Origin of the sequence: Natronospirillum sp. (assembly GCF_022565775.1) — a bacterium.
Taxonomy (GTDB): domain Bacteria; phylum Pseudomonadota; class Gammaproteobacteria; order Pseudomonadales; family Natronospirillaceae; genus Natronospirillum.
The window spans coordinates 1-23,851 of record NZ_JAIUMC010000047.1; the positions used below are offsets into that span (position 1 = coordinate 1).

Below are 23,851 nucleotides of genomic sequence, written 5' to 3' on the forward strand. Positions count from 1 at the left end.
CCGCTCAGTGCCTGAAAGATAAACAGGGTGCCGTCTTCCGGCACCCGGTCGGACAGCGTTTTGCGGTCGAACACTATGGTGTCGTTGATGCTGAGATTCACATGCCGGCGCAGGGCCCCGCGGTCATCCAGTATGTAGTCGGTGAAGCCGGTAGCTTGCTTGTTGATGGCGTGCAGCGCCTCTTTCACCGAGCCGGCTGGCACGGTAACGGTCTGGCCTTCCAACTGCGGGAAGAACCGGTAGAGGTGTGGCGTCATCTGCACGGTGGGCATGACGTTACCCGAAACGCACGGAATAGATGGGTGGAAAGTTGTTGCCCAGACACTGCCAGGTGTCTCCCCGATCTTCCGAAATATAGGCATTGCCGGTGGTGCTGCCAAAGCACAGACAGTCGCCGGCGGAGTCCAGGCCGTGGCGCAGCACTATGTCGTGTGCGTTTTCCTGCGGCAGGCCATTGCGCAATGGCTGCCAGCTCTCGCCGCCATCGGTAGTGCGGGCAACAAACAGGCCGCCGTCTATGGTCATGCGCTCGGCATCGCTGCGCCCTGGCACCACCCAGGCGGTGCGGCCATCATGGTCGTCCACCGCGATCGGGAAGCCGAAGTGCACGCCGACTTCCGACTGACTGACTTTCTTCCAGGTTTTGGCGCCGTCGGCGCTGTAGAACACGCCAAAGTGGTTCTGCTGCCAAACATGCTCCGGCTGGCCCGGGCAGTGGGTGACAAAATGCGGGTCATGGCCCCATTCCACCTGAGGATTGGGCGCATAATCCACCAGCATGCCCTTGTTGCGCCCGGCCCAGGTCTGGCCGCCGTCGGTGGTTTCCAGTACCCCGGCAGAAGAGGCCGCCACGGTAATATGATTCGGGTCGCGCGGGTCGATCATGATGGAGTGGATGCCCGGTTCGAATACGCCATAGTCGATACTGGCCGGGGTGCCGGACCACTGGTTGTCGCTGGTGGCTTCACCGGCAAACAGGTCGCCGCCGCGGCTGTCGTGGTTCCACAGCGGGCGGTTCAGGGTCCAGCTGTCGCCGCCGTCATCGCTGACAAACAGGCCGCCGGGAATGGTGCCGGCATAAACGCGCCCAGGCTGTTCTTTGCTGCCAAAGGCAAGATGCCAGATCTTGTACAGTACCGCGTCGGCATACTCGGGCTGGCCGGTGGGGGCGTTGGGGTCGAAATCCGGCGTCGGCATGGTCTGCACGATGTGGCGGGCGCCCTCGGGGTATTTCAGCGAGCTCAGGTCTTCCCACGTTTTGCCATCGTCGCGCGAGCGCGACAGCTTTGGCCCCCAGTGTCCGTGGTCCAGCGAGGCCCATAAGGTGCCATCGCGCGGGTCGCGGGTGGCAAAGCAGACCGGCACACCGGGATGCTGGATAGGGCGGACCTGCCAGCCCGATGCAGTACGATCAATGATGACGGTTCCCTTGCGGGTACCCAGAATAATGGATTCAGCCATGGGATAGCCCTCATGCAGTCAGCGTTTTATTGTTGTGCACTCACTGCGGCACCGACTCCAATTTAGACACTTAAGTTGAAAAAGCGCAACAAAGGCGGATTTTTTCTTAGACAAACACCCGGGCAAAGGCACTGAAATCATCCAAGTGATTGCGCGCGATGTCATACACAATCGCCCAGTCTATCTCGTCATAGCTGTGCACCATGACATTGCGAAAACCGACTGACTTCTTCATTCGACTGGCAAGGCTCTGGTCGATGATGCCGGCCTGTGCCAGTGCATCGAAGGACTGACCCATGGTGCGCGGTGCGTTGCCATCCGCATTTTCAGCCAGCCAGTGTGCCGCCATGTCCACGCAAAGTTGCACGGCCCGGGTCAGGTTGAGCGCTACAATATCCTGCGCATCCAGGTCATTCTGAAGTGCCTGCAACGACTCGGGCAGTCGGTTCTCGACACGTTGGATACAGCGCCGCAGTGCCTCCAGCTTCTGTTCCATGACGGCGTTATTCATTGTTTAGCCATTGTCTGCGACGGCCGGCGAGAATGCGTTGCTGATAGGGTGCAAAATCTTCCTCCATCATGATGCTGCGAAAAAAGAGATCTCCCCGGTCGCTGGCAGTGCCTTTGACCAGAACTCCCTTGGCCGCAATTTCACCAAGCAGTGGCTGACCAGCCTGACGCAGATCGATGATGTCAATCGGCCGCCCGAAGTGCTCCGCCAGATGATGGATCAGGGCCATTTTTTTCTCGGCCGTCAGTGTGCCGCTCATCTGCACGGCCAGGTCCAGATCACTGTCGGCCTGGGCGGTGTTATCGGCAAGCGACCCGAACAGGTAGGCTGCCTTGAGTTCCGGCCAATTTGCCAGAGCGGCTTTCAACCAGGTCACAATGTCAGTTTCTTTAGTGGTCATGGCTGCTTTGTTCGCAGATATCCTTTCCTGAAGTGTACCATCATGCAGGTTCTTCATGCTGCATCCCGGCACCCTCTTGATCAGCATTGGTAATGATATGCCGCCCTGACATACTCGCCGACCTGCTTTTGCTCGATGTCTGCCAGTGACTGCAGCTTGATATGGCGTCGGTGCTTGCCACCGCCTTCAAGCACCTTGTGCGGGTCCTCCAGGCTGGCACCTTCGCTCAGTTCCACCGACACATGGCGGCTATAGGAAAAGACGCCCGCAAAGTCCCGTTGCGAGGAAAACAGGAACCCGCCGTATTTGACCTCTTCGGTGACGTCGTCGCCTGCTGAGGCGATCAGTTCGCGCAGGCCCTGCACCAATGTGTAGCGTTCCTCGCTTTGGTGTCGGATGTCTTCCAGCAGGTTGTCAATGCGATCATTGCTCATTGTTGCACCTCCCTTTTGGGCTTCGTTTTCTGCTTTCAATTGGGCGGTAATATGAGTTTCAACGAGGGTCGTGGCTAAAGTTTAAAGGGATCAGTGGCTGCCTTATTTGATATGATCTTGTTGAAGTGCTCAATCTCCAGTCAAGGCAGGAAACGCTCATGAATGCATCGGTTCTAATGGCAATCGTGACAGAAGATGTTGCAGACAAAGCACTCGATATTGCAACAGCAGAGGGTATAAAGGGTGCCACCATTTTGCCTGCCAGTGGTATCAGCCAGTCTCCTGCCACCACGTTTTTCGGGCTGACGTTTCAGGACACCATGAAAATGCTGGTCTGGATTGCTGAAACCGAGAAGGCGAATTTAGCGGCGAAGGTGATGAAAGACAAATTGAACCTTGATTCGCCCCGACAAGGGCTGGCGCTTACTCTGCAGATTGACCAGTTGCATGGGCTGAATCTGTAAAACCGGGACAAAATTGAAGCGTCCGCGAGACGCGGTAAGGGAATTGTGGAGTGAGCTGAAGTGGACTGGATGGCGAATATTGTTTTAGTCGGGGCCGGTTTGATTGCCTTGTCTATTCTGTCCAGTACCTTTGCCTTTCGGTTCGGTACCCCGCTGCTGCTGATCTTTCTGGGTATTGGCCTTTTGGCCGGTGAAGACGGGCTTGGGCTGGTATTTGATGACGCCGAGTTGGCCTACTTTATCGGCAGTTTGGCACTGGCCGTTATTCTGTTTGATTCCGGTTTTGGCACCCGAGTGCAAACGCTGCGCCGCGCTGCAGCGCCGGCATTTGTATTGGCCACCATCGGGGTTCTGCTGACCACGTTGCTGGTCGCTGTGGCCGCTCGCTTCCTGTTTGATTTGCCCTGGCTGTACGCTCTGCTGATGGGGGCCATCATCAGCTCGACAGACGCGGCTGCCGTCTTCTTCCTGTTGCGCGCCGGTGGCGTCAAGATCTACAAGCGAGTCCGTTCAATGCTGGAGGTGGAGTCCGGTTCGAACGACCCGATGGCCATCTTCCTGACCATTCTGTTTATCGAGCTGATCATTTCAGACACCACTGACAATGTAGTGACCAGTTTCGTTCAAGGGTTTGGGCTGCAGATGGGGCTCGGGATGTTGGCAGGTCTGATCGGTGGCAATGTGATTGTCGAAATCATCAACCGGGTGCGGCTCGAAGAAGCACTTTATCCGATTCTGGTCATGTCCTGCGCGCTTTGTGTTTACGGGACGACTGCCTATTTCGGCGGCAGTGGATTTCTGGCGATCTATGTGGCCGGTATAGTGGCAGGCAACCGGTCGATGAAGGGCGCCTCGGGCCTCAGGCGCTACCAGCAGGGCATGACCTGGATGGCCCAGATCGTGATGTTCCTGGTGCTTGGCCTGTTTATCACGCCCTCCGAGCTAGGCCCGGTTTTGATTCCGGGTGTGCTGCTGGGGCTGTTCCTGATTGTCATTGGCCGGCCGTTTGCCGTGCTGATGTGCCTGCTGCCGTTTCGCTATGACCGTCAGACCATCACCTTCAATGCCTGGGTGGGGCTGCGCGGTGCGGTGTCGATTTTGCTGGGTATACTGCCCACCGTGATGGGGGTTGAAGGGGCCGAAATCTTCCTCAATGTGGCCTTTATCATGGTAGTCACGTCTCTGCTGATACAGGGGTGGACGATCAAGCCGGCCGCCCGATGGCTGAAGTTGAATCTGCCCCTCGGGCTTGGGCCACTGGAGCGCATCGAGCTCGAGCTGCCGGGCAATCCGAAGCACGAGTTGCTGATATATCGGGTGGTGGAAGAGAGCCCGCTGGTCAGGGAGAAGACCACCTTGCCGCAATGGGCTCGCCCTGCATTGGTGATCCGGAACGGACGCTCCATGCAACCGGACTATGCCGGGCAACTGGAGGCCGGCGATTTGGTCTATCTGTTTTCGCCCCCTGAATACACGCGTTTGCTGGACCGACTGTTCTCTCAGATAAAGTCGCCTGATCACAGTGACAAGGAGTATTTCGGCCAGTTCATGGTCAACCCGGAGGCGCCGCTGGCGGAGCTGATCAACTCCTATGGCTGGGAGTTTACCGACCAATACATTCCTCCGGATCTGACAGTTGCCGACTTCATGAGAGACGAACTGGGCGGGCACCCGGTCACCGGTGACCGGGTGCCTGTGGGCAACTGCGATCTGGTAGTGAGAGGCGTTCATCAGGGGAGAACTGTTACCGAAGTGGGTATTTCATTGCTTCCGCGTAAGCGGGAACCGGCCTATATACGCAAGTACAGACGCTCAACCTCCAACCTGCTGGGCCGCTGGTTCAGACGCTCCCGGCGCAAAACCCAGAGTGGTGAGTAACGGGGAGCGCTGAGCTTCCACCATGGATTCAACTTGCAAAAGCAGGGCACTTGTATAAAAATAGATGCGTACGCAACTAAATGGATAGCGACATGAAAATTACAGTATTCGGTGCCACAGGTCAGACGGGCCAGCACGTATTGCAGGCGGCGCTCGACAAGGGTTATGAGGTCACCGCACTGGTGCGGAACCCGGACAAGGTTGATGCCGCACTGCGGATTCAGCATGCCAAGCAACTGAAGTTGGTGCAGGGCGACATCCTGGATGGAGAGGCGGTCTCGAAAGCGCTGACCGGCAGCGAAGGCTTCATCTTTGCAGTCGGGCCGGTCAAGGGCTCACCGCCGGATCTGCCGGAGCGGGCCGCCCAGACCGTTCTGGCAGCGGCAAAGCAGGTCGGCGTCAGCCGCTTTGTCTGGTTGCTCGGCGCCGGGGTGGTCGACAGTCGGGACGAGCCAGACAAGATACGCAAGGTGATGCAGGCACTGATGCGGGTATTTGCCAAATCGTTGCTGGAATCCAGCCAGAAAGCCTATGACCAGATTATTCAATCCGGTATGGATTACACGGTGGTGCGACCTCCTGTGCTGTCCAACAAGGCAACTCAGGGTTCGCTGACGGCCTCCTACAAGCCCCCCAAACCGAGCGCCATCAGCCGTGCGGATCTGGGGGAGTTCATGGTGAATGCGCTGACCGAAGAGCAGTGGCGTGCCGAGAGTCCCATGGTTGCCTACGCATGAAAGTCCTGGTCACGGGTGCCACAGGCAATGTGGGGTCGGCCGTATTGTCGAGCCTGCAACAGCGCCCCGAGATTCTACCGGTGGCTGGTGTGCGCCAGTCTGAAATCGGCGGGGCCTCAGGAGGCGCTCTGAGCGGCGTGGCTTGCCGTACCTTTGATTTTGAAGACCCGACAACATTCGATCAGGCCCTGGAGGGCATTGATCTGGTGTTTCTGCTGCGCCCGCCGCAGATTTCGGACATAAAGCGCTATTTTCAGCCATTGATCCGTCGTATCAAGCAACTGGGCATCCAGCAGGTTGTGCTCTTGTCGGTGCAAAACGCGGAAAAATCGAATGTGATTCCCCACCGGAAGATAGAAAAACTGATCCTGGAGCATGGGCTGGACCATATCTTCCTGCGACCAGCCTATTTCATGGAGAACCTGACGACGACGCTGCTGCCGGAAATTCATTCAAAACGATCCATTACGCTGCCGTCGGGCAAGGCTGAGTTCAATTGGGTGACGGTTCAGGACATTGGTGCTCTGGCCGCCGAGATGATCAGTGATTTTCCACGCTTTCGAAATCAGGCGTACACCGTGTCTGGCGCAGAGAATCTCTCGTTCAGTCAGGTGGTGGAGCGGATCAACCGTATTGCCGGCACCGACATTACCTACCGCAGTGTCAATCCACTGCGCTACTACCGGATCAAACGACAGGAAGGGGAGCCGAAAGGCAAAGTGCTGGTCATGCTGATACTGCACTTTCTGCCGGTGCTGCAGGGCCCACCCGAGGTGAGCAAGACCTACAAGGAAGTGATGAACACCGAGCCAACCTCGCTGGAGGCTTTTATCGAGCAGCATAAAGCGCAGTTTGTCTGATCGCAGACTGCATGTGTCGCCCTTTGCTACAATCGGCAATCATTGAATCAGGCTCGGAAGTACGATGGAAGAAGAAGCCACCAAGAACAAATTTGGCTACCACATCTGGTTGCTCAATCGCCTGGCTCAGACCCGGTTCAGCAAGGTGCTGGCGCCACTGTCCATCGGCCCCGGGCAGCAGGTCTATCTGCTGGCCCTGCAGCCGGGTGAAACCATCAATCAGGACACTCTGGCGCATCGCTTGCGGGTTGACCGATCCAATGTGACCCGCGCGCTCACCGCGCTGGTCGCGCAAGGCTACATTCATCGTGAACGCAGTGCTCAGGACGGACGCCAGTGGCTGATTACACTGACAGAGCAGGGCACTGAGGCGCGACGTCTGGTGATCAGCCATGCCAGTGCCTGGGTGGATGACCTGAAAGCCCCCCTCAATGAAGATGAATGGCAGCAGCTGACGACGCTGTTGGCCCGCGTATGCCAGCATCAGGTAGCGCCGGACTGAATCAGTAGGGCCCAAGAGTGCGCGGGAGTAAAGGCAACTGCAGTCTACTCGGGGCGTTTGAATGCCCGCCTGGCCTGTTCGACCACCTCTCGGTAAACACAGCCTTCGGCATGATCGTTGATCAACCCCATGGCCTGCATGAAGGCATAGACGGTAGTTGGGCCGACAAATTTCCAGCCTCGTTTTTTCAGATCTTTCGACAGAGCGACGGACTCTTTTGACGTGGTCGCTGTCTGGGGTTCTGCCAGCTCCCTGCTGTCCGGCTCGAAGCGCCAGAAGTACGCCGCCAGTGAGCCCTCCTGCTGCACCATTTCCCGGGCACGGCGAGCATTGTTGATGGTTGCTTCGATCTTGCCCCGATGCCGGACGATGCCCTGGTCCGTCAGCAGCCGCGCAATATCCGTTTCACCGAAGTCAGCTACCTGATTGAATTCAAAACCGGCAAAGGCGGCGCGAAAGTTGTCCCGCTTGGCCAGTATCGTGCGCCAGCTCAGACCGGACTGAAAACTCTCCAGACAGATCTTCTCGAACAGCCGCACATCGTCATCAACCGGGTAGCCCCATTCGTTGTCATGGTACGGAAAGAACTCGGGTACGGTGCCGCACCAGAAGCAGCGGGGACGGCCATCCGGGCCGGGAACGGTTGCAGTCATCAATCATCTCCTTGAGTAGTCAGTCTTGCGGCAGAGACCGCAGTGGATCACCTGTTTTGCTGGGGCCAGTAAAGGTTCAGGCTCCAGAATGCACTCATGTCAGGGGTGATGACAAATTGCTTTGAACATACCATACGGTATGGTATGTTAAGTGCCAGATACTTTATGAAAGCTACGAGAGGAAACACACATGCGACTTTATCTGATCAGCGGTTGGCTGTTGGTTGCCATTGGCGTGCTGCACAACAGTATTGGGGTGGTGATGGGCTGGCCGATACTGGCGGCCATTGTGGCCGAAGGCGGCTGGAACACCATTGAGCCAGGCGGGCATATGCACTTCGACCGCAGTGCCATACTCTGGTTCCTGGTAACAGGTTGCTTCTGGATGTTGCTGGGCTATCTGATGCAAAGCTGGCTTCGGGTGGTGCGGGCACCTCTGCCCAAAGTCATTGGCTGGGGCCTGTTCTCAGCCGGTGTGGTGGTGGCCTTCCTGTTGCCAGTGTCCGGCGCCTGGCTGTTTATCGCACTTGGTCTTATGGTTGCTCTGGGAGCACCCGAGCCGGCAGTGATCGAGGCTCAGACTTGCGAGAGCCCGGCATGAAGGTATCGCGCGAACAGTGGCTGACCGAGGGGCTGAAGCTCCTCGGCCAACAGGGCCCGGACGTGTTGAAGATCGAGCGGCTGTGCCAGCACCTGCAGGTGTCCAAGGGCTCTTTTTACCATCACTTTCGGGACCGTGAAGATTACATCGAAGCACTGCTGGTGCACTGGCAGGCCTGCAGCACCGAAGACGTGATTGCGTCTCTGGCGTCGATATCGACACCAGAACAGCGTAGTCAACAGCTCAATGAGCATATCGTGCAGGCTGATCTTCGGGCAGAGATCGAACTGCGGGCCTGGGGGCGTCAAAACCCACATGTGGCCAAAGCTATGGCGCAGGTGGATCAGCAGCGCATGAACTATGTGGCAGACCTGATCAGTGCAAAGACAGGCAATACCGAGCAGGCAAGAGTCATGGCTCGCATTGCCTATGCGCACTTCGTGGGCTGCCAGTATCTGCAGCACAGTATCAGGCGGGAGGATTGGGCCGAGATGGACCAGCTGCTGCAGGACATGGTTGAGCACTACCTGAGCAAAGAACAATGAGTTAATATGCGGCCGGTGGCAGGAAGCCAGGCAGAAAGGAACGGCGCTCAGGTGCCTGAATCTAATCAACACAAGGTCGTGTCATGACTCAATCCAATCCTGCTCAGGACGTACCGTCCTGGAATTTAGCTTTGCCTCAAATAATGCGTGACAGCGCTCATCTGCTGCTCTCCAACTGGATTCTACTGCTGAAGATCGGTGCTGTTCTTTTTTTGTTCAGCCTGGTCCGCTGGTATCTGCTGGGAGACCTGCATCTATTGTCGGAAGAGCAACAGGCAGAGCGGCTGTTCGGTACGCCGCTGTACTGGCTTGTTTTTCTGATCGAAATCCCGTTTCTGACCGCGGCGGCGGTGGCCTGTCATCGACTTTTCCTGCTGGGTCCGGATGAAGCCGGCGGGCTGCGCCCCTATGCGCTCAATGGTCGGGTTCTGCGCTTTTTCGGCTGGATTCTGGTGATCGCTCTGTTGTTCGTGCTGATGCTGATTGTGGGTATCTTCATCTCATTCATCTTGTTTTCCATGATCCCGCCGCTGGCAAACCTGCCGGAGGTGGCCATAGAGCTGTTGATGCTGGTGTTGCTGTTACCTGCCGGCGTTGTGCTGGCGTCCTGGTCATTGCTGTTGCCAGCTGTGGCACTCGGTCATGATCATGGTGGCCTGAAATGGGCCTTTGATCTGGCAGAAGGCAACCGCTGGACATTGACGATGATGGTCTATGTCATCCCCGTTGCCGGGTTGCTCCTGCTGCCCTATCTCCCGGTGTGGGCCTTTACCGGAACAGACCTGGCTCTCGAGTGGATAGGCATGTTGGTCACCGTGTTCAGCCTGTGCATGCTGTCGCTCAGCTATGGGCAATTGCGTCGGTACATGGAACACAACAAGGCGACAAGCAGCAGCCAGTTTGGAGAGACTGCGTTCAGCTCGAATTGAATGAGAGCCCCCCTCCTACATGACCCGTGAAAAACGGTTGGAGGGGGTGTCACTCAGGTGCGCATCGAACACCATGCAGATCGGCCTTAAAAGCAGTCGGCCGATATCAGTGACACGAATGTGATCGGTTTCGAGCTTCAGCAGGCCGTCACTTTCCAGCTCCAGAAGAACCGGCCACTCCCGGGCGAAATAAAGGCGAACATTGATGCCGAACAGGCGCTCCATTTCACTGAGCTGAACCGCATTCTGACAGGCCAGGCGCATGATCACATGGCGCCTGATCTCGTCGTCTCGGGTCATCTGATAGCCCCGCACGGCCGGGGTTCCCGCTTCCACTGAGGCCTGATAGTCACCCAGGTCCTTGTGGTTCTGCAGATAGGCGTTACCCAACTGGCTGATAGCCGACACCCCAAGGGCCAGCAACTCGGTTTCCGCCTGGGTGGAATAGCCCTGGAAATTTCGCTGCAGGGAGCCGTCGTGCCACGCCTTGGCCAGTTCATCTTCCGGTAAGGCAAAATGATCCATGCCAATGTAGAAATAGCCTGCGTCCTGCAGCGTGTTGACGGTGTCCTGCAGAATCGACAGTTTGGTTTCGGCTTCCGGCAGATCACTGGTGATCAGGCGGCGCTGCGGGCTGAAGCGCGAGGGCAGATGGGCATAGCTGTAGCAGGCAATGCGGTCCGGGCGCAGAGCAATGACTTTCTCCAGCGTGGCATGGAAGCGTTTGACGGTCTGCAGTGGCAGGCCGTAGATCAGGTCGAAATTGATGCTGCGATAACCGATTTCGCGGGCCGCATCCACCAGGTCCGACACCATGCCGAACGGCTGGATACGGTGCACTGCTTCCTGGGTTTCCAGATTGAAGTCCTGCACACCCAGCGACAACCGGTTGAAGCCCCGCTTGTAGAGCTGCTCGAGACGGTCAACCGAGGTCACCCGCGGGTCGACCTCAATGGAAAACTCCCGTCGTTCCGGGTCGGCATCAAGGTCGAAGTATTGCTCCAGCAGGTCACACAGACGATCGGTCTGCGCATCGGTCAGGAAGGTGGGTGTACCACCGCCCCAGTGCAACTGGGTGACTGGTCGCTGGCGATGCCAGGTCGCGGCAAGCTGCATTTCCTCTTCCAGCGCATCCAGATAGGCATCGGCACGACTGTGGTCGCGTGTCACGACTTTGTTGCAGGCGCAGTAGTAGCAAAGGTGGCGGCAGAAAGGGATGTGCACATACAGGGACAGTGGTGCCGTCGGGTCACTGTGGCCCATGATGCGTGCCGCCTCGTCGGGCGACAGGTCGCGAAAAGACAGCGCTGTCGGGTAGGAGGTGTAGCGCGGGCCACTGACGTTGTAGCGGCGGATCAGATCCTGTGGCCATGCTATGCGATGTTCACTGCAAGCAGTCACTGCCGATGAGTTGGGGCCTTTCATGGTGCGATACCCTGCGTTGCTTCATGGAATCTGCCACAGGGTAAGGGTTTCCGGTTTGCCGGTTATTGATTCAGGTCAGGATTGTTCACTTGAGGCATCGCGCGATTGCCGCCAGCGATGCACCAACACCAGAGGCAGGGCCAGCAACCAGAAGAGGTCGCCGGTATAGTCAAAGGCGTTGTGGCTGTCGAGCAGACGCCATTCATAACCCAGTGCCATCATCACCAGCGCGGCAACAGCCCAATAGTGGCCGGTTAGGCACAGCAACACAATGCAGATGACCGCAAAGCGGGCCAGCCAGGGGGTATTCTCACCATGAAAATAGGGAAATAGATCCATGCTGATCCATTGCCCGCCCACGGCGACGGCACTGAACAACCCTGCGACACACCAGAACCAGACGGGAAACAGCGCCTGTGGCCTGTTGCGCCAGCGGTAATCCAGCAGGGCAACGAGCATCAGGCTGCCGCTGTTCAGCAGGCCGAACTCTCCGACCAGGGCAAGGCTGTACTGCCCGAGCGGCGCGCCCGTGAATACCAGAGGCACCACGGTGACCCCCAGCGCCAGGCTGAAGGCCAGATGCGCTGCCAGGCGCCAGCGGGAGGCCAGATACAGGGCACAGAACACCGTGACATGGTGCAGTATCATGCCGCTGTCCCAGGTCACCGGAAAGGGCCGCCAGACCTGTACGCCAAGCACCAGAAGTACGCTGCCCAGCGCGATGATCCAGAAGCGTTTCTGGCGCAATCTGCGGGATAGTGTGGGCATTGTGCTGGCAGTCATCAAAGTCTGGAGGTGTCCTGTCTGTGGGCTTCTTGATAAGGTTGGGATCTTAACGTATCCATGGCATGGGCAGAAGAACAGGGCGCAAATCATGTATTGGTTTTGCCCCGTCCAGCACTACAGGCGGTCTGATGAAGCAACAGCAAATATTTGCGGCACTGCTCGAACAGTGGCGGGCCTTACCGGAGCCAGTCGCAACGGCAGATGAGCACTCCGGCAACCTGGAGAAACTGGTGCAAGCCAGCCGCTTTGCAGCTCAGGTACTGGCCGGAGATCCACAATGGATGCCGCAGATAGCGGTGGCGGTTGGCCAGTCGGACCATGACCCGGCTCAGACACTGGCCGAGTTCCGGGCGGAATCGAGTGCGGACGGTGAAGAGGAAAGCGAGGCAGACTTCATGCGGGCCCTGCGCCGCTGGCGCAACTGGGAGCAGGTGCGCCTGATCTGGCACGAGGTATTGGAAACGCCGCCTTTGCCAGAGCGCCTGGAAGACATCACCCGGGTGGCCGACATCGCCATCACCGAGGCGGTGGATTTTGCCATGAACAAAATGATGGCGCGCTATGGTGAAACGGCTCCTTGCCCGCACACCGGCCGGCCCCAGTGGATGACAGTGCTGGGCATGGGCAAACTGGGCGCTCGGGAGCTCAATCTCAGCTCTGATGTTGATCTTGTTTTTGCCTTCCCGCGCGAGGGTGAAACCAGGGGTGAGCGGGCGCTGTCGCACAGCGAGTTTTTTACTCGGGTGGGGCGCAAGATCATTCAGTTGCTGGATCAGCGCACCGCCGACGGCTTTGTTTTTCGGGTGGATATGCGTTTGCGACCCAACGGGCAGAGCGGGCCGCTGGCGCTCAGCTTTCCGGCATCGATCACCTACTATCAGGAGCAGGGCCGGGACTGGGAGCGCTATGCGATGATCAAGGCCAGAGCCATAACCGGCCTTGAGAGCGCCGACAGCGAACTGATGCCGGCACTGCAGGAGTTTGTGTTCCGCCGCTATGTCGACTATCAGGTGCTCAGTTCATTGCGCGAAATGAAACAGTTGATTGCTGCCGAGAACCGGCGCCTGCAACGTCAGCACAACATCAAGCTCGGCGCCGGCGGAATTCGGGAAATCGAATTTATTGTGCAAGCCCTGCAACTCATTCAGGGCGGTCAGAGCCCGGCACTGACCGACGCCAACATCTACCGGGTACTGGAAGCCATCCAGGTGGAAAGGCTGCTGCCGGCAAGTGTCTGTCAGGACCTGCACTGCGGCTATGATGCGCTGCGCCGTGTAGAGCACCTGCTGCAGGCGCAGGAAGACCGGCAGACCCAGACCTTGCCCGATGACGACTCGGCCCGACAAAGCCTGGCGCTCACTGCCGGGTTCGCGGACTGGGCAGAATTTCTGACCTGGCTGGACGAGATTCGCGACAGCGTGCACCAGCACTTTGTGGCGTTCATTGCACCGGAAGAGCCGGAGGAGTCTCCGGATCATCCCTGGGAGCCCTTCTGGCAGAACCCGGCAGGCGCCGACTGGCAGCAGGACTTTGATCAACATTCTGATGCGGTCAGGGGCGCTGTGGAACAGCTGCAGACGGATCTGGAGCGTTATCATGTCTCCGAGACAGGTCAGGCCCGTCTGGCGCGCTTCATGCCGCTCTTGCTGGCGGAGTTGGCCCGCCTGCAGCAACCGGTACAGGCGACAGAGCGAGTGCTGCAGATAGTGCGTTCGGTGCTGCGCCGCAGCGCCTATCTGGTGATGCTGGTAGAAAACCCGCGAGCCGTGCGCGAACTGGTCAAGCTCTGCGCTCTGAGCCCCTGGGTCACCGAACAACTGACTGACAAGCCGTTCCTGCTCGACGAACTGACCGACTCCGAACAACTTTACCGGTTACCGGAGCGTCGGGCGCTGCGTGATGATCTGCATCAGCGCCTGCTGCGCCTGCCGGACGATGATCTGGAGCAGCAGATGGAACAGTTGCGCCACTATCGGCACAGCCGGGTGCTGCGGGCCGCCGCCTGTGAGCTGACCGGCAATCTGCCGCTGATGAAAATCAGCGACTATCTGACCTATACCGCCGAAGAAGTGCTGCAACAGGTGTTCTGGCTGGCCTGGGAGCAGATGACCGAAAAATACGGCACGCCCACGCGCGAGGACGGCAGCCTCTGTGATACCGACTTTTCATTGCTCGCCTATGGCAAGTTGGGGGGTATCGAGCTCAGCTACGAGTCTGATCTGGATCTGGTCTTTGTGCATGACGGTGCGCCTCAGGGCACCACACGCGGGGTCAAGTCGGTCGACAACACGGTGTTTTTCATGCGCCTCGGGCAGCGCATCATTCACCTGCTGACCACGCAGACGCCCTCCGGCATCCTGTATGAGGCCGATATGCGGCTGCGTCCCTCCGGCAATTCCGGGTTGCTGGTGACCTCTCTGTCCGCCTTCGAGACCTATCAGCGGGAGGACGCCTGGACCTGGGAACATCAGGCTCTAGTGCGCGCCAGGCCGGTGGCCGGGTGCCCGCAACTGGCCGAGCGCATCAATGCCGTGCGCGCCGATATACTGGGCCTGGAGCGCGATCCGGAGTCATTGCGCGAGAAGGTACTGGAGATGCGCGAAAAAATGCGCGCCAATCTGGCGACACCGGTGGCCCACCGGGCCGAAGAGTTCCACATCAAGCAGGATGCCGGGGGCATAGTCGATATCGAGTTTATTGTGCAGTACCTGTTACTGCTGCACGCCCGCGCGCACCCGAAACTGGCGCAGTGGTCTGACAACATGCGGCTGCTGGAGAGTCTGGAAGCCGAGGGCATCATCAGTGCCGAGGTGCGTCAGGAACTGAGCACGGCCTATCTGCAGTGGCGCGGAGAGGTACATCGCCAGGCGCTGCAACAGGGCGACGGGCGGCTGCACGGGGCAGAGGCCATCAAGGCCTTCAACACTACCATAGAGAGTGTGACCCGGTGCTGGCAGTCCATCCTTTCTGCATGAATGTTGGCAGAGGTCGCGCTACAATCGGCGCCCATCAGAATGCAGACCCCCGGATGACCGATGGCGAATAAAGCAAAACCCGACCCGCTGAAGTTCCGCGCCCGCTGGCTGGCGCCGGATTTCTGGCCCGTCTGGTGCGTTGTCGGCTTCATGTGGTCTCTGGCGCATCTGCCCTGGCGCTGGCAGATGGCATTCGGCGCCGGCCTGGGCCGCCTGCTGTATTACCTGGTGCCGAGTCGCCGTCATGTGGCCGAAACCAACGTGGCTCGAGTGTTTCCCGACCTGTCTCCCATTGAACGTACGGCGCGCGTGAAAGCGATTTTCTCAGAAACCGGCAAGGGGCTTCCCGAGACCTGTGTCGCCTGGTTCGGCCGCCCGGAGCGCCTGGGCATCGACTGGACGGTGGAGAATCTGCCGGAGGCCCGCGCGGCGCTCGATTCCGGGCAGGGTGCGCTGTTCGTAGGGGCCCATTTTTCCTGTGTCGATATCTGTGGCGCCTACATCGGCACCCTGGTCGACTACGACAGTCTGCATCGGCCGCACAACAACAAGCTGCTCAACTGGTTTCAGCATCGCGGTCGGCTGCGCTTTTTGGGTGGCCTGGTCGATCGCAAGGATATGCGCGGCATGGTCCGTCGTTTGCGCCGTGGGCGCGGTATCTTCTTTGCGCCGGATCAGGACCTGGGGCCCAACAGGTCGGTGTTCGTGCCCTTTTTCGATATAGAGACCGCCACGGTTGAAGCCACCTCGCGACTGGTCACCATGTCGGGCTCCCTGGCTTTTCTGGTGCTGACTCATCGCACACCAAAAGGCTATCGAATCCGCCTCGAACCGGCACCCCAGATTGCCACCGGTGACGTCATGGCTGACCTGCGGGCCTACCACGAGTGGCTGGAAGCGCGCATCCGGGAGCATCCGACGCAGTATCTTTGGCTGCACAAGCGATTCAAGACGCGCCCGCCGGGCGAACCGCCCTTTTATGGCGCCGGAGGGCGCTGATATGGATATCCGGCCGGCCCGCATCGAGGATGCGCGCGCCATTCATCAGGTGATGGCTACCATCATCGCTGAGGGCCGTTATCTGATGAGCGGCAAGCCGCCTGACCTTGAACAGTATTGTGCCCACCTCGGTGCTACGCTGAAACTGGGGTCGCCGGTGTGGGTGGCCTGCAGTGACGGGCGAGTGATTGGCTGGTGCGATGTGCATCCGCGTGTGAACCCGGAACAACAGCATGTGGGCCGACTGGGTATGGGTGTGGCGCGGGCCTGGCGCCGCAGGGGTTGCGGCGATGCCTTGTTGCAGGCGGCGATCCGGAAAGCCTGGCGGGTGGGCTTTCAGCGTCTGGAGCTTGAGGTGTTTGCCGACAATGAGGAGGCCCAGCGGCTTTATCGGCGTCACGGCTTCCGGGAAGAGGGCCGGCATATCGCAGTGCGCCGGGAGGCGGATGGCTTTCGCGATACATTGACCATGGCACTGGTGCACCTGAGCGGCTGACTCTTGGTATACCGCATTGGGTCCGGCATAATGTGCAGCCCGCTCACCACTAGAAGTACTCATGCTCAGACTCGTTTACAGTTTTCTGCATACATTGTTGCTGCCGGTTCTCTTTCTGCGCCTCTGGCGCCGCAGTGCGGTCAATCCCGATTATCGGCGACGCTGGCGGGAGCGTCTCGGCCGTCCTGCCGTATCGCCATTGCGTACGCAGACGCTGGTCTGGGTGCATGCCGTATCGGTGGGCGAGTCCATGGCGGCTCGGTCACTGATCGAGACCTGGCGCGAGTCCATGCCGGATGTGCAGTTTCTGGTCACCACCACTACGCCGACCGGCTCTGCACTGGTGCGCGATTGGGGCGAGTTGCCGGTGCTGCACCAGTACATGCCCTTTGATCTGGTCAGCATGTACCGCTCTCTGTTTCTGCACTATCGACCGGCGCTGATTGTGCTGATGGAAACAGAGGTCTGGCCGAATCTGATCTGGTTGGCGAATCGCACCGAGACGCCGATTGCTCTGGCCAATGCCCGGATGTCGGCCCGGTCAGTGCGGGGCTATCAGCGCTTCCCGTGGCTTTCCCGCCCTGCCTTCGCCGGCCTGTCGCGCGTGCTGGCACAGTCTGAAGGCGACAGCGAACGGCTGCAGTCATTGGGTGCCCGATCGGACCGCACTGCGGTAACCGGCTCGATCAAGTATGACATCCGGCTTACCGAAGATGACCTGCAGGCGCAGGCGGCACTGCGCCAGCGGATATCCGACCGACCCATCATGGTGGCGGGCAGCCTGCATCCCGGTGAAGAAGATGTGGTACTCAATGCCTATCGGTCACTTTTGATGGTGTATCCGCGGCTCATTCTGGTCGTCGCTCCGCGGCATCAGGAGCGCTTCGAGCCGATGGCAGAAAAACTGAAAGGCCTTAATATGGCTTACGCCCGGCGCAGTCTGGATCAGGTGCCGGAGTCGGGGCAATCGGTCTGGCTGCTGGATACGCTGGGTGAGTTGAAGCTGTTCTATGGACTGGCCAGGGTCGCACTGGTGGGTGGCAGCTGGGTGGATCGTGGCAGTCACAATCCGCTGGAGCCGGCCATGCAGGGCATTCCGGTCGTTACCGGGCCATCAGTGTTCAATTTCAGTGAGGCGGTCACGTTGCTGCGGGATGCCGGAGCACTGAAGCAGACATCGGCGCGTGACCTCTACAAGGTGCTGCTGGACTGGCTGGGAGATGATGCGGCGCGGCAACAGGCCGGCGAAGCCGGCCAGGCCGTGGTGGCGGCGAATCAGGGGGCGACCCGGCGCCAGGTAGAAGCCCTTCAGTCTTTGCTGCGCTGAGCGGCAGGCAAGATGCCGGGGCACAGGCCCCGGGGCCTCTGTTACCGACGGGTCAACTGTTCATTCAGCCACTGAATATCGCGTTCCCGCAGGTCACCGGCGGCTTCCTTGAGCTGGAAATAGTTGCTCAGAAAGTTATGCCGCGCATTGGACAGATCTGTCTGCGCATTGAGCAATGCCTGCTGAGCGTTCAGTACCTCGACCACATTGCGCGATCCCACCTCATAGCCCAGCTCTGTGGCTTCAGCAGCACTTTCGCGACTGGACACGACCTGTTGCAGCGCCTGAATGCGTGACAGGTCAGCCTGCACCTGTTGATGAAACTGTCGTACGGCGAGTTCGGTCTGCTGAATCTGCCCGTCAAGCTGTGCCTGCTGTGCCTCGATCTGATAGCCGGAGCGATCCAGGCCAGCCCGGCGGCTGCCACCATCATAAACCGGGATGGACAGGGTGGCTGTCAGCGAGATGGAGAAGTTGCCGCCATCCTGAAAATCATCAATGGGGTTGGGTTCACCCGTCAGCGGATTGGTTCCACCCATCCGGTCATCAATATAGGACGCGTTGTAGCCATAGCGTGCCTGTGCACTGACCACCGGGAAGAGGTCCGAGCGGTTGGCCGTGCGCTCTTCCTCGGAGGCCCGAATGCCGAAGCGCCCGGCGACAACTTCCGGATTCTGCCGTGATAGGGCCAGCCATTGTTCGAGCTCGGCAATGGCGACTTCAGACGGGTTGAAATCGGAACCGAGGCGCGGCAGGTCTTCTATCTCCACGCCAGTGATGCGCGACAGATTCTGTTGCGCCAGGGCAAGTCCATTCTGGGCCTGGAGCAGGTCGGCGCGCGACTGATCCAGAGTGGCAGTGGCTTCGAGAACATCGGTGATGGCAACCAGGCCGACATCGTAGCGTTCCTGGGTCTGCTCCAGTTGGCGCTCCACCGTCTCTATGACGCGCTCTGACAGGGTGACCCCTTCGCGGGCCTTGAGTACATCGAGATAGGCATCGACAACGCGCTGCAGCAGGCTGGCCCGAGCCGCCTCGACCTGGGCTTCACTCTGGCGGGACATCAACTGTACCGCCTGATAGCCGGAAATGGCCTGACGATTGAAAATATTCTGGGATAGCACCAGCGCGGCCCCAGCGGAATACTCAGTCAGACCGTCTTCATCAAGGCCGGGAAAACCATCGGCACTGCGTCGATACTCTGCCCCCGTTTCCCCTTCCAGGGAGAGGCGAGGCAGCAAGGCAGCGCGGCCTTCGGTGATTCGTGTATCGGTGGCACGGGCGTTGGAGAGGCTGGCGCTGAGTGTGGTATCGTTACGCAAGGCAGCGCGATACAGCTCCTCCAGGCTCTGGGCCTGGAGAGGCAGGCTGCACAGGCCTATCATCCCTGCCAGTATCCAGTTCTTCCTGTACATGATGTCTCCTTCTGTAAATTTTTTGCCGACCTGCCTGATACGCATTACAGGGTTCTGCGGGTCTACTCGCACTGCGTAAAGTCCGGCATTTAATGGTAACCCACTCGGCGTGCAATCCCCAGTGAGCTTTGTCATGAGGCAAAGCCGTTGCTAGACTCGGTGCTCTTTGCGGCTCACGATGGGAAGTAGCAGGTGAAGCGTCCTCAACAGTTCGACCTTGGCGATGTGGATATAAAAAGATCCGAGTTGGTTTATCAGGGCTTTTATCAGATGCATTCGCTGACCGTGCGCCATGCGGCTTATAAGGGTGGTCAGGTAGAAATTACCCGTGAGCTGATGGTTCGTCCGGATGCCGTGGTCGTGTTGCCCTACGATCCCAAGCTGGATGTGGTCGTCCTGATAGAGCAATATCGGGTGGGTGCACACAAAGGCCCGACACCCTGGTTGATCGAGTGTGTGGCAGGGCTGATTGAGCCTGATGAGTCGCTTGCGTCCGTGGCCCGCAGAGAGGCGGAGGAAGAGGCCGGCCTGATGGTCGACCGTCTGCATTTCATCTGCGAGTATTTTCCCAGCCCCGGCGGCAGCAACGAAAAAATCACCCTATACGCCGGAGAAGTCGATGCCCGTGAAGCCGGCGGCGTGCATGGCCTGGACGTCGAGGGGGAGGATATTCTGGTGCGTAAACTATCGGTCACCGAGGCTCTCACCTGGCTGACTGAGGGGCATATCAACAATGCGGCATCTATAATTGCTTTGCAGTGGCTGGCGTTGCACCATGACGAATTGCGTGCGCGCTGGTCTTCTTCCGGCGACCGTACCGACAGTAGTGGAGTGGGTTCATGAAGTCTGCCTACGTACATGAATTGCGCGAACAGGGTGCCGTCTGCGAGGGCAATTTCCTGCGTCTCAGGCGCTTTCTGCCGGGTTTTGACCGAGACCTCGAGCGCTGCTTCCATGTCAGCGCTGAACCGAAAATAGATGCCGACATGGAGTTGCGTGTGATCGAGCGCTTTCGCTACACGGCAACAGTCGACATCACGCTGCAGCAGCATCATATGCCGGAGCCCTTTGCGCGCGTCGTTTTTCGGGTGCGGGTCTATCTGGATGCCAACACCTCAGAGGTCATGACTCTGGAACGCATGGGCAGCCTGCAGGGTGTCTACAGTTATCCCAATCCGCAAATGTATCAGGCCGATGAAAAGGCCCAGTTGAACCGCTGGCTGGCCGAATGGTTGCGTCTGCTGGCCCGTCATGGCACCTGCCGCCATGTGCCGGGAATCACTGATTGAACTCCGTTTTATGGCCTCTCGGTAACTGTTGTTGCGCGATTTGTGACCAATTCGGCCCTTTTATCAAGCTCTGACTGGTTGAAGACTGTTCATTGCCTTCATTTTTTGCAAAACTCAGAGCGGTCTGATAGAGCAGTGGACCAGTCAGACAGGGCTTCAGGGCTTTATTTACTGTAGTCTGCAGAATAACAAGAACGTCAAATACTATGGAAGCTGGCCGACAGAGTCAGCGGGGCGGAGACAAGAGGCCGCAAGAAATGGAACAGGCTGGAACGCCATGGCGCTTAGTACAGATTACCGATCCGCACCTGTTTGGTGACCCATCGCGGCGCCTGCAGGGTATGGACACTCGAGAAAGCTTTGCGGCTGTCTCTGAGCTGGTTCGTGCCGAGCGGTCCCACATAGACCTGATTCTGGGCACGGGAGACATCGCTCAGGATGGCTCCGAAGAGGCCTATCAGCTGTTTCACGACGAATCCTTCAAGCTGGCGCCGGACATGGTTTGGATTCCGGGCAATCACGATGAAGCAGCCCGCATGCAGGCGTTGCCCTTTGGCGAGCAATGCCATCGCAAGATAGTGGACAATGAGCACTGGCGCATTGTTTTGCTGGACTCTTCGGTGCCGCGCAATGTGCATGGTTTCCTGGAAGACGCCGAACTCGAGTTCCTTGACGAAGCGCTGGAGACGGCCGGCAACCGACATATTCTGGTGGCACTGCACCATCACCCCATTCCCTCCGGGTCGGCCTGGCTGGACAATCATATCCTGCGTAACACCGAGCCGTTCCATCGCCTGATCAGCAAGCATGAGGAAGTGCGCGCTGTGTTGTGGGGTCATATTCATCAGCATGTCGATAAGGTAATCGATGGCGTCCATTATCTGGCCACGCCGTCGACCTGTATTCAGTTCGCACCCAACCAGTTCGACTTCAAGCTGGATGACAAGCCGCCCGGCTATCGCTGGCTGGACCTGTGGCCGGATGGCCATATCGATACGGACATATCGCGGGTAGACGTGCACATCGACGTTGATCTTGCCGGCACCGGCTATTAGAGTGCGGCATCGATTTCGTTTTCTTCGCAGAATTACAGACCGCTTATGACCAGAACAGACTATTCCTCTGAGTCGATTGAAGTACTCAGCGGCCTTGAGCCGGTGCGCAAACGCCCCGGCATGTATACAGAGACCAGCCGCCCCAACCACCTTGCACAGGAAGTCATCGACAACTCGGTAGACGAGGCCTTGTCCGGCTACGCCAAAAAAGTGGCCGTGGTGCTGCACAAGGACGGTTCGCTGTCGGTGGCCGATGATGGCCGTGGTATGCCCGTGGACCTGCATCCCGAGCACGGCGTTACCGGCGTTGAATTGATCATGACCCGGCTGCATGCCGGCGGTAAGTTTTCCGGTGACAGCTATCAGTATTCGGGTGGCCTGCACGGGGTGGGTGTTTCTGTGGTGAATGCGCTGTCGTCCTGGCTGGATGTGACCATCTGGAAGAACGGTCAGGTCCACCAGATGCGCTACGAGAACAGCGAGAAGGCCAGTGAGCTGGAAGTGGTCGATACCTGTGGTCAGCGCCGCACGGGTACCCGGGTGCATTTCATGCCGGATGCCAGCTTTTTTGACAGCGGGCGGATTCTACTCAGCCGCCTGCGTCACGTGTTGCGCGCCAAGGCGGTTTTGTGCCCGGGCCTGAACGTGACGCTGCTCGATGAAGAGCAGGGCGAGCAGGAAGAGTGGTACTACGAAGACGGCCTGCGCGATTATCTGAACGAGGCCACGCGGGTTTACGATCCGTTGCCGGCCGAGCCCTTTATCGGGTCCTTCTCCGGCGAATCGGAAGCCGTGGACTGGGCGGTACAATGGCTGCCGGAAGGCGGCGAAGGGTTGATGGAAAGCTATGTCAATCTGATCCCGACGGCGCTTGGCGGTACCCACGTCAACGGTTTCCGCACCGGCCTGCTGGAAGCCCTGCGCGAGTACTGCGAGTTCCGCAACCTGCTGCCACGCGGCCTGCGCCTGACCCCGGAAGACATCTGGGACAAGTGCCACTATGTCCTGTCCGCCAAGATGCGGGACCCGCAGTTTTCAGGTCAGACCAAGGAGCGCTTGTCTTCGCGCGAGATGTCGTCTTTTGTCTCCGGCGTGGTCAAGGATGCGTTCAGCCTATGGCTTAATCAGCATACCGAGCTGGGGGACCAGTTGGCCGAACTGGTGATCAGTACCGCCAACCGTCGTTTGCGGGCCGCGCGCAAGGTGACGCGCAAGAAGGTCACCCAGGGCCCGGCATTGCCCGGCAAGCTGGCGGATTGTTCCGGTGCCGATGCCATGGCCAGTGAACTGTTTCTGGTCGAGGGTGATTCGGCAGGCGGTTCCGCCAAACAGGCCCGCGATCGAACGTTTCAAGCGATTCTGCCGCTGCGCGGCAAGATTCTGAACACCTGGGAAGTGGACAGCGGAGAATTGCTGGCTTCGGAAGAAGTGCACAATATTGCCGTGGCCCTGGGCGTGGACCCGGACACGGCAGACATCGCCGCCCTGCGCTACGGCAAGATCTGTATTCTGGCCGATGCCGACAGCGACGGATTGCATATTTCGGCGCTACTGTGCGCCCTGTTTATGCGGCACTTTCCGGAATTGGTACGCAATGGCCACGTCTATGTTGCCATGCCCCCGTTGTATCGGGTCGATATCGGCAAAGACACCTATTATGCCCTCGACAATGCCGAACGGGAGGGCATCCTCGAGCGCATCCGGGCGGAAAAACGCAAGGGCAAGGTTCAGGTGACCCGCTTCAAGGGGCTGGGTGAGATGAACCCGCTGCAACTGCGCGAGACCACCATGAACCCGGATACCCGCCGCCTGGTGCAACTGACCAGCGGTGACGATATCGAGACCCACTCGGTCATGGACATGCTGCTGGCGAAAAAGCGCAGCGGTGATCGTCGCAGTTGGCTGGAGTCGAAGGGGAACCTGGCGGACGTTGTTGTGTAGGCTGTGAAATCTAGTCGACAGATGACGGTCGACAGTTAACAGTGGGATTTGGTCGACGGTTGACAGTGCACAGTCGACCGTAATGGCTTGACTGCCCTCTGATGTCTGGCAAGGCTCGTTCTGTCTTCTGTCTTCTGTCTTCTGTCTTCTGTCTTCTGTCTTCTGTCT

25 protein-coding genes are annotated in these 23,851 nt (G+C 58.8%); 16 read left to right on the forward strand and 9 right to left on the reverse strand.

All coding sequences use genetic code 11. From position 1 onward, the window contains the following. From LAT62_RS10035 to LAT62_RS10055, 5 genes are all read right to left on the reverse strand, one after another. The coding region (locus LAT62_RS10035; RefSeq protein WP_293382866.1) for a hypothetical protein at positions 1–272 on the reverse strand (272 nt) is incomplete at its 3' end. Positions 273–276: 4 nt separating this feature from the next. After that, positions 277–1,461 (reverse strand): sialidase family protein, encoded by a 1,185-nt coding sequence (locus LAT62_RS10040; RefSeq protein ID WP_293382869.1) that lies wholly within the window; start codon positions 1,459–1,461, stop codon positions 277–279. Between the two features lie 106 nt (positions 1,462–1,567). Continuing rightward, positions 1,568–1,957 carry a DUF86 domain-containing protein gene (locus LAT62_RS10045; RefSeq protein ID WP_293382872.1) on the reverse strand — a complete coding sequence of 130 codons (390 nt, stop codon included), beginning with the start codon at positions 1,955–1,957 and terminating at the stop codon, positions 1,568–1,570. 7 nt (positions 1,958–1,964) lie between these two features. Further along, complete coding sequence (locus tag LAT62_RS10050) at positions 1,965–2,372, reverse strand: nucleotidyltransferase family protein (RefSeq protein WP_293382875.1); 408 nt, start codon at positions 2,370–2,372, stop codon at positions 1,965–1,967. Positions 2,373–2,452: 80 nt separating this feature from the next. Beyond that, positions 2,453–2,806, reverse strand: a complete 354-nt coding sequence (locus LAT62_RS10055; RefSeq protein WP_293382877.1) for a DUF1801 domain-containing protein — start codon at positions 2,804–2,806, stop codon at positions 2,453–2,455. A 158-nt stretch (positions 2,807–2,964) separates the two neighbouring features. On the opposite strand from LAT62_RS10055, the gene LAT62_RS10060 reads away from it, so the two are divergent. From LAT62_RS10060 to LAT62_RS10080, 5 genes are all read left to right on the forward strand, one after another. Next, positions 2,965–3,270 (forward strand): hypothetical protein, encoded by a 306-nt coding sequence (locus LAT62_RS10060; protein WP_293382880.1) that lies wholly within the window; start codon positions 2,965–2,967, stop codon positions 3,268–3,270. A 69-nt stretch (positions 3,271–3,339) separates the two neighbouring features. Further along, positions 3,340–5,148 carry a potassium/proton antiporter gene (locus LAT62_RS10065; protein WP_293382883.1) on the forward strand — a complete coding sequence of 603 codons (1,809 nt, stop codon included), beginning with the start codon at positions 3,340–3,342 and terminating at the stop codon, positions 5,146–5,148. A 92-nt stretch (positions 5,149–5,240) separates the two neighbouring features. After that, on the forward strand, positions 5,241–5,885 hold the full coding sequence (locus LAT62_RS10070) for an NAD(P)-dependent oxidoreductase (protein WP_293382886.1): 645 nt from the start codon (positions 5,241–5,243) through the stop codon (positions 5,883–5,885). Beyond that, complete coding sequence (locus LAT62_RS10075) at positions 5,882–6,745, forward strand: NmrA family NAD(P)-binding protein (RefSeq protein WP_293382889.1); 864 nt, start codon at positions 5,882–5,884, stop codon at positions 6,743–6,745. Before LAT62_RS10070 ends, LAT62_RS10075 begins: the two co-directional genes overlap by 4 nt. Before the next feature lie 64 nt (positions 6,746–6,809). Continuing rightward, the gene (locus tag LAT62_RS10080; RefSeq protein ID WP_293382892.1) at positions 6,810–7,247 is read left to right on the forward strand and encodes a MarR family transcriptional regulator; all 438 of its coding nucleotides are present in this window, start codon (positions 6,810–6,812) and stop codon (positions 7,245–7,247) included. Positions 7,248–7,291: 44 nt separating this feature from the next. Here the strand turns inward: LAT62_RS10080 and LAT62_RS10085 are convergent, their stop codons facing one another. Further along, a complete protein-coding gene (locus LAT62_RS10085) occupies positions 7,292–7,900 on the reverse strand; it encodes a DNA-3-methyladenine glycosylase I (protein ID WP_293382895.1) in 609 nt (202 codons plus the stop codon). 190 nt (positions 7,901–8,090) lie between these two features. Between LAT62_RS10085 and LAT62_RS10090 the strand changes: the two genes are divergently transcribed. The 3 genes from LAT62_RS10090 to LAT62_RS10100 all read left to right on the forward strand — a co-directional run bounded on the left by LAT62_RS10090 (position 8,091) and on the right by LAT62_RS10100 (position 9,975). Continuing rightward, positions 8,091–8,501: a DUF6463 family protein gene (locus LAT62_RS10090; protein ID WP_293382898.1), complete on the forward strand. Its 411-nt coding sequence runs from the start codon at positions 8,091–8,093 to the stop codon at positions 8,499–8,501. Further along, positions 8,498–9,046 (forward strand): TetR/AcrR family transcriptional regulator, encoded by a 549-nt coding sequence (locus LAT62_RS10095; protein WP_293382901.1) that lies wholly within the window; start codon positions 8,498–8,500, stop codon positions 9,044–9,046. The genes LAT62_RS10090 and LAT62_RS10095 overlap by 4 nt, the downstream gene beginning before the upstream one ends. Before the next feature lie 131 nt (positions 9,047–9,177). Then, positions 9,178–9,975: a hypothetical protein gene (locus LAT62_RS10100; RefSeq protein ID WP_293382904.1), complete on the forward strand. Its 798-nt coding sequence runs from the start codon at positions 9,178–9,180 to the stop codon at positions 9,973–9,975. 15 nt (positions 9,976–9,990) lie between these two features. Here LAT62_RS10100 and hemN read toward each other — a convergent pair whose 3' ends face one another. After that, positions 9,991–11,400, reverse strand: a complete 1,410-nt coding sequence (gene hemN, locus LAT62_RS10105) for an oxygen-independent coproporphyrinogen III oxidase (RefSeq protein ID WP_293382907.1) — start codon at positions 11,398–11,400, stop codon at positions 9,991–9,993. Positions 11,401–11,475: 75 nt separating this feature from the next. Beyond that, complete coding sequence (locus LAT62_RS10110) at positions 11,476–12,168, reverse strand: hypothetical protein (RefSeq protein ID WP_293382910.1); 693 nt, start codon at positions 12,166–12,168, stop codon at positions 11,476–11,478. 146 nt (positions 12,169–12,314) lie between these two features. Here LAT62_RS10110 and glnE point away from each other — a divergent pair, with 146 nt between their 5' ends. From glnE to LAT62_RS10130, 4 genes are all read left to right on the forward strand, one after another. Next, entirely contained in the window at positions 12,315–15,161 is a 2,847-nt protein-coding gene (glnE, locus tag LAT62_RS10115) for a bifunctional [glutamate--ammonia ligase]-adenylyl-L-tyrosine phosphorylase/[glutamate--ammonia-ligase] adenylyltransferase (RefSeq protein WP_293382913.1), read from the forward strand. 60 nt (positions 15,162–15,221) lie between these two features. Then, positions 15,222–16,160, forward strand: a complete 939-nt coding sequence (locus tag LAT62_RS10120; protein ID WP_293382916.1) for a lipid A biosynthesis acyltransferase — start codon at positions 15,222–15,224, stop codon at positions 16,158–16,160. 1 nt (position 16,161) lies between these two features. After that, positions 16,162–16,656, forward strand: coding sequence for a GNAT family N-acetyltransferase (locus LAT62_RS10125; RefSeq protein ID WP_293382918.1), 495 nt, complete (start codon positions 16,162–16,164; stop codon positions 16,654–16,656). 61 nt (positions 16,657–16,717) lie between these two features. Then, the gene (locus LAT62_RS10130; RefSeq protein WP_293382921.1) at positions 16,718–17,983 is read left to right on the forward strand and encodes a 3-deoxy-D-manno-octulosonic acid transferase; all 1,266 of its coding nucleotides are present in this window, start codon (positions 16,718–16,720) and stop codon (positions 17,981–17,983) included. Between the two features lie 41 nt (positions 17,984–18,024). Here LAT62_RS10130 and LAT62_RS10135 read toward each other — a convergent pair whose 3' ends face one another. Then, positions 18,025–19,398, reverse strand: coding sequence for a TolC family outer membrane protein (locus LAT62_RS10135; RefSeq protein WP_293382924.1), 1,374 nt, complete (start codon positions 19,396–19,398; stop codon positions 18,025–18,027). Between the two features lie 192 nt (positions 19,399–19,590). Here LAT62_RS10135 and LAT62_RS10140 point away from each other — a divergent pair, with 192 nt between their 5' ends. The 4 genes from LAT62_RS10140 (at position 19,591) to parE (ending at position 23,683) form a co-directional block, all read left to right on the forward strand. Then, positions 19,591–20,241 carry an NUDIX domain-containing protein gene (locus tag LAT62_RS10140; protein WP_293382927.1) on the forward strand — a complete coding sequence of 217 codons (651 nt, stop codon included), beginning with the start codon at positions 19,591–19,593 and terminating at the stop codon, positions 20,239–20,241. Next, entirely contained in the window at positions 20,238–20,687 is a 450-nt protein-coding gene (locus LAT62_RS10145) for a DUF1249 domain-containing protein (RefSeq protein WP_293382930.1), read from the forward strand. The genes LAT62_RS10140 and LAT62_RS10145 overlap by 4 nt, the downstream gene beginning before the upstream one ends. 257 nt (positions 20,688–20,944) lie before the next feature. Next, positions 20,945–21,742, forward strand: coding sequence for a 3',5'-cyclic-AMP phosphodiesterase (cpdA, locus tag LAT62_RS10150; RefSeq protein ID WP_293382933.1), 798 nt, complete (start codon positions 20,945–20,947; stop codon positions 21,740–21,742). A 45-nt stretch (positions 21,743–21,787) separates the two neighbouring features. Then, the gene (parE, locus tag LAT62_RS10155) at positions 21,788–23,683 is read left to right on the forward strand and encodes a DNA topoisomerase IV subunit B (RefSeq protein WP_293382936.1); all 1,896 of its coding nucleotides are present in this window, start codon (positions 21,788–21,790) and stop codon (positions 23,681–23,683) included. Positions 23,684–23,851 lie beyond the last annotated feature (168 nt).

Bases quoted from the DNA above. Each gene is read 5' to 3' on its own strand.
- LAT62_RS10130 (WP_293382921.1), top strand. From the start codon at position 16,718: ATGCTCAGACTCGTTTACAGTTTTCTGCATACATTGTTGCTGCCGGTT.
- LAT62_RS10090 (WP_293382898.1), top strand. From the start codon at position 8,091: ATGCGACTTTATCTGATCAGCGGTTGGCTGTTGGTTGCCATTGGCGTG.
- cpdA (WP_293382933.1), top strand. From the start codon at position 20,945: ATGGAACAGGCTGGAACGCCATGGCGCTTAGTACAGATTACCGATCCG.
- LAT62_RS10055 (WP_293382877.1), bottom strand. From the start codon at position 2,806: ATGAGCAATGATCGCATTGACAACCTGCTGGAAGACATCCGACACCAA.
- LAT62_RS10120 (WP_293382916.1), top strand. From the start codon at position 15,222: ATGGCGAATAAAGCAAAACCCGACCCGCTGAAGTTCCGCGCCCGCTGG.
- LAT62_RS10060 (WP_293382880.1), top strand. From the start codon at position 2,965: ATGAATGCATCGGTTCTAATGGCAATCGTGACAGAAGATGTTGCAGAC.
- LAT62_RS10070 (WP_293382886.1), top strand. From the start codon at position 5,241: ATGAAAATTACAGTATTCGGTGCCACAGGTCAGACGGGCCAGCACGTA.
- LAT62_RS10050 (WP_293382875.1), bottom strand. From the start codon at position 2,372: ATGACCACTAAAGAAACTGACATTGTGACCTGGTTGAAAGCCGCTCTG.
- glnE (WP_293382913.1), top strand. From the start codon at position 12,315: ATGAAGCAACAGCAAATATTTGCGGCACTGCTCGAACAGTGGCGGGCC.
- LAT62_RS10095 (WP_293382901.1), top strand. From the start codon at position 8,498: ATGAAGGTATCGCGCGAACAGTGGCTGACCGAGGGGCTGAAGCTCCTC.
- LAT62_RS10145 (WP_293382930.1), top strand. From the start codon at position 20,238: ATGAAGTCTGCCTACGTACATGAATTGCGCGAACAGGGTGCCGTCTGC.
- LAT62_RS10110 (WP_293382910.1), bottom strand. From the start codon at position 12,168: ATGCCCACACTATCCCGCAGATTGCGCCAGAAACGCTTCTGGATCATC.
- LAT62_RS10065 (WP_293382883.1), top strand. From the start codon at position 3,340: ATGGCGAATATTGTTTTAGTCGGGGCCGGTTTGATTGCCTTGTCTATT.
- LAT62_RS10075 (WP_293382889.1), top strand. From the start codon at position 5,882: ATGAAAGTCCTGGTCACGGGTGCCACAGGCAATGTGGGGTCGGCCGTA.
- LAT62_RS10080 (WP_293382892.1), top strand. From the start codon at position 6,810: ATGGAAGAAGAAGCCACCAAGAACAAATTTGGCTACCACATCTGGTTG.
- LAT62_RS10045 (WP_293382872.1), bottom strand. From the start codon at position 1,957: ATGGAACAGAAGCTGGAGGCACTGCGGCGCTGTATCCAACGTGTCGAG.
- LAT62_RS10040 (WP_293382869.1), bottom strand. From the start codon at position 1,461: ATGGCTGAATCCATTATTCTGGGTACCCGCAAGGGAACCGTCATCATT.
- LAT62_RS10135 (WP_293382924.1), bottom strand. From the start codon at position 19,398: ATGTACAGGAAGAACTGGATACTGGCAGGGATGATAGGCCTGTGCAGC.
- hemN (WP_293382907.1), bottom strand. From the start codon at position 11,400: ATGAAAGGCCCCAACTCATCGGCAGTGACTGCTTGCAGTGAACATCGC.
- LAT62_RS10085 (WP_293382895.1), bottom strand. From the start codon at position 7,900: ATGACTGCAACCGTTCCCGGCCCGGATGGCCGTCCCCGCTGCTTCTGG.
- parE (WP_293382936.1), top strand. From the start codon at position 21,788: ATGACCAGAACAGACTATTCCTCTGAGTCGATTGAAGTACTCAGCGGC.
- LAT62_RS10125 (WP_293382918.1), top strand. From the start codon at position 16,162: ATGGATATCCGGCCGGCCCGCATCGAGGATGCGCGCGCCATTCATCAG.